We start from the raw sequence: 2,151 nt of genomic DNA on the forward strand, positions 1-2,151 counted from the left end.
GGTAGTGTATAATTTTTCATTGAATGAAAACCAGCATTGTCAATGACAATTATTTTTATTTCATCTGGTTTATATACAGAAAAGGCTTCAAGATATTTGTAAAATATTTCACTTGTAGTTCCTTCTATTTCATATACAAAAGAATCACCATTTATAGGGGAGAAACTTCCGTATAAATATGTATTCTTAAAAGCATGTTGGTATTGAACAATAGGCTTTACTCCAATAGCAGTTAAGCACTTTCCTATATGTGTTTTTAACCCAAATCGTGATTCATCTTGAAAGTATAAATTCACTGTTGTTTCTTCATCAAAAACCAATCCATTTTTGATGTTCTCAAATGTTTTAGGAAGTTTTAAAAAAGGCTTCAATAGCCTGCTCATCTTTCTTGTAGTGTGATTTTCTTGGTGATTTTAACTTCGTCTTAAAATGACGAATTAAATAGCCTCGAATTGTTTGGTATTTTAAATCTAAATCAAATTCTTTTTTAATCCATATCTGAACATCCCAATAGCCTTTTAATGGGGTTGAAGAGGAGTTAAGTTTTTCAGACAAAGCATTATGTACCTTTTTTGATACTACACTTTTACGATTGCCTCCTCTTTTGATTGATAAATAAGAATCTAACGGTTCTTCTGAATATTGCTTTAGCCATCTTTTTATTGTTGCATGGTCAACCCCTATGTTATTCGCTAAAATTTGTTGAGTTGAATACTTTTTTTCTTTTGTATAAATCAAACATTTTAATTTACGCTTCAACTGAGGATTCTTCTCTATTCTATGAGATGATTTTAAGTCTTTCAACTCCTCTTTTATTATGATTTTTGAATGTCTACCCATTCAATAAAGATACGAATAATTTAGCGCAATTTAATTTAAAATTGGTATTAAACTCAAACGAGATAAAGGAAGTCAAAGACAGCAAAACGTAGCTGTAATAGCTGAATCAACCTTTTTAGAAGATATAGAAACAGGCAAACAAAGTAAGCAATGTCGATATTTTAAAATGAAAGTATTGGATAGCCATAAAAGCGATAGTATTGATAATGTTGTCAATCAAAACATAGATGAACAGTCAATTGTGTTTACTGACAAAGCCAATACTTACCTTGATATTACTGATTAACGTGAGTTCGAGCTAAGCAATACCGATATTAGGTAAGAATTTTTGGATTTTAATACTTGGTTTGTTTTCTAAAAAAGAATAAGCAGTTAAACCTGCAATGATATTACCTATAAAATTATCAAATGATCTATGTCTAGAATGTTCTATTTGACAGATGTTTTTTAAGACATCATTTACAGATTCTATAACTGCTCTTTTCCTAAGGTAAACTTTATCCATAAAATCCATTGCTTTCTTTTTCATATTTTTTCTAATCTTTGTTACTAGGTGAATACCATCAACAAAAAGTTTATCAAATAAGTCTTTCCCCAAATAGCCTTTATCCCCATAAATTTTTCCAAATATTTTGTTGTGAAAAGTTTTATCTTTTAGAGGTTGTCTATCATCAGTATTTGCTTTAGTAATCAGAAAGTCAACGATTTGCCCTTTGTCGTTACAGACTAAATGTAGTTTGAAACCAAAAAACCAACCTAAAGTTCCAAAGCTCTTTTCCGCAATACCTTTAAAAACTTTATGCTGTTTTTCTCTTTTATAATGACAAACTTTTATTGCTGTAGAATCTATAAATGAAATACCTGAACAGGCTCCTAACCCAAATAGTTTTAGATAAACAGCTAAAGGTTGTATCGCCTTTTTTTGAAGCTCAACAAATCGATTATAAGACACACAATTTGGAAAAAAATCATTCATATGTTTTACAACATAATGAAGATAAAAGTGTTTTAAATTTCGAAAAGATTTAAGATGAAAAATAACCATTATAGTCATCACTTCACTTTTACTCATTTTGAATTTTCTATTCCTTCTTTTTACCGATGAAGCCTCTGAAATGCTATTTTCTGTTAGAACAGCATCAAATTCAGTAGCAAAATCATCCAATTTACAGAATATTTCTATAATTTTATCATCAGAAATCATAAGCAGAATATTGTATAGTATCTTGATTATTAGAACTTTAATTTACTAAATATTCTGCTTTTTTCTATGGAATAATTGAATTTCTTACATCGAACTCACGTTAAATA

General features: G+C 28.9%; 2 protein-coding genes and 1 pseudogene. All 3 read right to left on the reverse strand.

Annotation, left to right across the window (positions count from 1 at the left end):
• Positions 1 to 299 (reverse strand): annotated as a pseudogene (locus GY937_08535) (IS630 family transposase).
• A gap of 46 nt (positions 300 to 345) precedes the next feature.
• On the reverse strand, positions 346 to 840 hold the full coding sequence (locus tag GY937_08540) for a hypothetical protein (protein ID MCP5056754.1): 495 nt from the start codon (positions 838 to 840) through the stop codon (positions 346 to 348).
• 298 nt (positions 841 to 1,138) lie between these two features.
• Complete coding sequence (locus GY937_08545) at positions 1,139 to 2,044, reverse strand: IS982 family transposase (GenBank protein MCP5056755.1); 906 nt, start codon at positions 2,042 to 2,044, stop codon at positions 1,139 to 1,141.
• Positions 2,045 to 2,151: the final 107 nt, after the last annotated feature.

Source organism: bacterium, from assembly GCA_024228115.1.
GTDB lineage: Bacteria > Myxococcota_A > UBA9160 > UBA9160 > UBA6930.

What these genes read in the sequence shown, in the direction of transcription:
- GY937_08540 (MCP5056754.1), bottom strand. Translation starts at nt 840, where the DNA reads ATGGGTAGACATTCAAAAATCATAATAAAAGAGGAGTTGAAAGACTTA.
- GY937_08545 (MCP5056755.1), bottom strand. Translation starts at nt 2,044, where the DNA reads ATGATTTCTGATGATAAAATTATAGAAATATTCTGTAAATTGGATGAT.